5 protein-coding genes are annotated in these 4,078 nt (G+C 59.8%); all 5 read left to right on the top strand.

What is annotated here, in order from left to right; translation table 11 throughout:
• The coding region (locus AC1D1X_RS17285; RefSeq protein WP_477698744.1) for an SMP-30/gluconolactonase/LRE family protein at positions 1–817 on the top strand (817 nt) is incomplete at its 5' end.
• A gap of 46 nt (positions 818–863) precedes the next feature.
• Positions 864–1,835 (top strand): TRAP transporter substrate-binding protein, encoded by a 972-nt coding sequence (locus AC1D1X_RS17280; RefSeq protein WP_477671059.1) that lies wholly within the window; start codon positions 864–866, stop codon positions 1,833–1,835.
• Positions 1,836–1,979: 144 nt separating this feature from the next.
• Positions 1,980–2,468 carry a TRAP transporter small permease gene (locus AC1D1X_RS17275; protein WP_477671058.1) on the top strand — a complete coding sequence of 163 codons (489 nt, stop codon included), beginning with the start codon at positions 1,980–1,982 and terminating at the stop codon, positions 2,466–2,468.
• 9 nt (positions 2,469–2,477) lie between these two features.
• Entirely contained in the window at positions 2,478–3,776 is a 1,299-nt protein-coding gene (locus AC1D1X_RS17270; RefSeq protein ID WP_477671057.1) for a TRAP transporter large permease, read from the top strand.
• A 28-nt stretch (positions 3,777–3,804) separates the two neighbouring features.
• A partial coding sequence (locus AC1D1X_RS17265; RefSeq protein WP_477698743.1) for a beta-propeller fold lactonase family protein occupies positions 3,805–4,078 on the top strand: 274 nt, incomplete at its 3' end.

The raw sequence follows: 4,078 nt of genomic DNA, 5'->3' as shown, positions 1-4,078 counted from the left end.
AGCGCTCTATTGGGTTGATATTCCGGCGCGCAGGCTGTGCCGCTGGAGCGTGGCCGAAGGCGTGCTCACCGAATGGGCCGCTCCCGAAATGCTGGCCTGCGTTGCGTCGATAGGCGGCACGCAGGACTGGGTCGCAGGCACTGAAAGCGGCGTGTTCCGCCTGAGTCCACGGGCGGATGGCCAGCTTGGGTTCAAGCAGCTTGCCGCCGTTACGCATGCCACGCCCGGCATGCGCTTTAACGATGGCCGCTGCGACCGTCAGGGGCGCTTTCTTGCCGGTACCATGTTGATGAATATGGCTGCCGGCGCACGTGTGGGTTGTATTTATAGCTACAAAAAAGATAGCGAACTAAAAAAACTCCTGGACGGTTTCATCACGCCGAACGGTATGGCCTTCAGCCCCGACGGCCGCACGATGTACCTGTCGGACTCGCATCCGTCGGTACAGGTCATCTGGGCCTTTGACTACGACACCGAGACCGGCACGCCATACAACCGGCGCGTCTTTGTCGACATGAACCCGCTACCCGGCCGCCCTGATGGCGCGGCAGTCGACGCCGACGGCTGCTACTGGATCTGCGGCAACGACGCCGGCCTGATTCATCGCTTCACGCCCGCCGGCAAGCTGGACCGTTCGCTGGCCGTGCCGGTCAAAAAACCTGCCATGTGCGCCTTTGGCGGCGCCGGGCTCGACACCCTGTTCGTGACGTCGATACGCCCCGAAGGCATCGACTTATCTGACCAGCCGCTGGCCGGCGGTGTGTTCGCGCTGCGCCCCGGCGTGCGCGGGCTGCCTGAGCCCGCGTGTCTGTATTAAAAGTTCCTGCTACCTGTTTTCCACCACCAACCCTAGAGGATGAGACATGAAGATTAAAAAAACACTGTTTGCAGTTGCCGCTGCACTGGCGCTGATGCCGCTGGCAAGCTTCGCCACCGAGTTCCGTTCGTCGGACATCCACCCCGACGGTTATCCCACCGTCGAGGCTGTCAAGTTCATGGGTGAGCGCCTGAAGGTGTTGACCAACGGCAAGCACACCATCAAGGTGTTCAACAACAGCGCTTTGGGCAACGAGAAGGACACGATCGAGCAGACCAAGATCGGCGCGCTGGCCATGACCCGCGTGAACATTGCGCCGATGAACAACATTTGCGCTGAGACGCAAGTGCCGACCATGCCTTTCCTGTTCCGCTCCACGGAACACATGCGCCATGTGCTGGACGGCGCGATCGGTGAAGAGATCCTCGCCTCCTGCGCACCACAGGGCTTTATCGGCCTGGCGTACTACGACAGCGGCGCTCGCTCGCTCTATACCGCCAAAAAACCAGTCCGCACCTTGGCCGATGCCAAGGGCATGAAGATCCGCGTCCAGCAATCCGACCTGTGGGTTGCACTGCTGGAAGCCATGGGTGCCAATGCCACCCCCATGCCTTACGGCGAGGTCTACACCGCACTGAAGACCGGCCTGGTTGACGGCGCTGAAAACAATTACCCTTCGTATGAGAGCTCGCGTCACTTTGAAGTGGCCAAGTACTACTCGATCACAGAGCACTCGCTGGCCCCTGAAATGCTGCTGTTCTCCAAGCGGACCTGGGACACCCTGAGTGCGGATGACCAGAAGGCGATTCGCCAGGCGGCCAAAGAGTCGGTTCCTTACATGCGCAAACTGTGGGACGAGCGTGAAGCCAAATCCAAGGCCATCGCCAAAGCCGGTGGCGCCGAGTTCATTGAGGTCGACAAGGCTTCATTCCAGAACGCGATGAAACCTGTCTATGACAAATTTATTGTGGATGCAAAGCTGAAGGCGCTGGTCAAGCGTATCCAGGACACCAAGTAAGCAAGGTATGACCCCTCTCGTCATCGGCGATTGATCGCCGGTGACAGGAGATGTCAGCGAGCAAAAATATAACAGGCCGCCGGAAAGACCGGCGCCAACAGTTTCTTTTCTACCAACGCCGGTCCAACAGATCCGGATCAATTTATGTACACAACAATTTGTCGCAAGCTCGCCCGGGCCTGCATGTGGCTGGGTATCTTCGGGCTGGTAGCGGTGATTTGCGCCGTCAGCTGGCAAGTGTTCGGCCGCTACGTGCTGAACAACACGCCGACATGGGCCGAAAGCCTGGCGCTTCTGCTGGTTGTATACGTGACCATGCTGGGTGTTGCCGTCGGCGTCCGCGATGCAGGCCACATCGGCCTCGAGTCCATGCTGGTGCTGGCGCCCGACTGGCTGCGGCTGAAGATGGAGTACCTGATTCACGCGCTGGTCCTGCTCTTCGGCGCTGCCATGGCATGGAACTGCGGTTATCTCGCAATATCCGTGTGGGGCTACCGCCTGCCCACCCTCTGGATTTCCGAGGGCTGGAAGTATGTGCCTGCCACTGTGGCCGGCGTTCTTATCGTGATGTTCTCGATCGAACACATCATTGCCCTGGCCAAAGGCCGCGAAGTTGAACCAGCCTGGGGCTAAGCATCCATCATGACAATTCCATTACTTATTCTCTGCCTTTCGTTCACACTGTTTCTGCTGCTTGGCGTTCCCGTTGCCTTTTCGATTGGCCTCTCGGCCCTGGCCACGCTGGCGTATGAGGGCCTGCCCCTGGCCGTCGGTTTCCAGCAGATGACGTCAGGCATGGGCATCTTCTCTTTCCTTGCGATTCCATTTTTCATCTTTGCCGGCGAGCTGATGCTCTACGGCGGTGTGGCGGACCGTATCGTCAATCTCGCGCGCGGCCTGGTGGGCCATGTGCGCGGCGGCCTGGGCATGTCCAATGTGGTGGCCTGCACCTTGTTCGGCGGTGTGTCCGGTTCGCCTGTGGCTGACGTTTCGGCCATGGGTGCCGTGATGATCCCGATGATGAAAAAAGAGGGTTACCATGCCGACTATGCGGTCAACGTGACGACGCACGCCGCACTGGTGGGCGCACTGATGCCGACCAGCCACAACCTGATCATTTATTCGCTGGCTGCCGGTGGCAAGGTGTCGATCGCAGCGCTGATTCTTGCTGCGCTGGTGCCTGCCGCGATCCTGACCATCTGCAACCTGGCGGCCGCTTACCTGGTGGCCGTGAAGCGTGGTTACCCCGCAGGCACCTTTCCCGGCTGGTCCATCGTCGCGCGTTCACTCGCGGCTGCCTTGCCGGGCCTGATGATCGTGGTCATCATCCTGGGCGGCATTTTGTCGGGTGTGTTCACGGCGACAGAGTCTGCGGCCGTTGCCGTGTTGTATGCGTTGGCGCTGACGATCTTTGTTTACCGCTCCATCAAATGGGAGCACTTCATCAAGGCGGCCTCCAAGGCGGTCAAGACCACCGGCGTCATCTTGCTGCTGATCGGCATCTCCAGCACCTTCGGTTACCTCATCAGCCTCTATGGCGTGGCGGAGTTGACAGGCCAGATGCTATCGCAAATCACCACCACACCGTGGGTGATCTTCCTGCTGATCAACATCATCCTGTTTGTGTTGGGCACCTTCCTGGACATGGCCGCGACCATCCTGCTGTGCACGCCCATCTTCCTGCCGATTGCCCAGCACTACGGCATGAGCTCGGTGCAGTTCGGCATCGTGTTGCTGATCAACTGCGCATTGGGATTGAACACGCCGCCCGTGGGAACGACCCAGTTCGTGGGGTGTGCCATTGGCGGAGTGTCCGTGGGCACCGTGATGCGGACCATCTGGCCTTTCTATGGCGCGCTGATTTTCGCGCTCGCACTGGTCACGTTTGTGCCGGCTTTCTCCATGTGGTTGCCCAGCCTCTACATGACGGTCGGCAAGTAAAAAGTTCAACAACACAACGGAGACATCCATGACAACAGGAACCACCATTCGCCAGGTCCTGATCCCCGCCGTTTTTGCCGGGACCATGGCTGCCGCTGGCGCCAGCAGCGCAGCCACCTGGGTGTATGTCAGCAACGCCGACAGCCAGGAGATCTCGGTGTTTCAGCTGGATCGCGCCGCAAGTGCCCTCAAGCCGGTGGCGAGGGTTCCTGTGGGCGGAACCGCCATGCCCATGGTGGTCAGCAAGGACAAAAAAATCCTGTACGTGGCCCTGCGCTCGCAGCCGTTTCGCGTTGTCACCT

The sequence above is a fragment of the Polaromonas sp. P1_G4 genome (assembly GCF_056405475.1).
The sequence above is the reverse complement of the archived record's forward strand: the minus strand, read 5'-3'. Positions and strand labels throughout refer to the sequence as shown.

What these genes read in the sequence shown, in the direction of transcription:
- AC1D1X_RS17270 (WP_477671057.1), top strand. Translation starts at nt 2,478, where the DNA reads ATGACAATTCCATTACTTATTCTCTGCCTTTCGTTCACACTGTTTCTG.
- AC1D1X_RS17275 (WP_477671058.1), top strand. Translation starts at nt 1,980, where the DNA reads ATGTACACAACAATTTGTCGCAAGCTCGCCCGGGCCTGCATGTGGCTG.
- AC1D1X_RS17280 (WP_477671059.1), top strand. Translation starts at nt 864, where the DNA reads ATGAAGATTAAAAAAACACTGTTTGCAGTTGCCGCTGCACTGGCGCTG.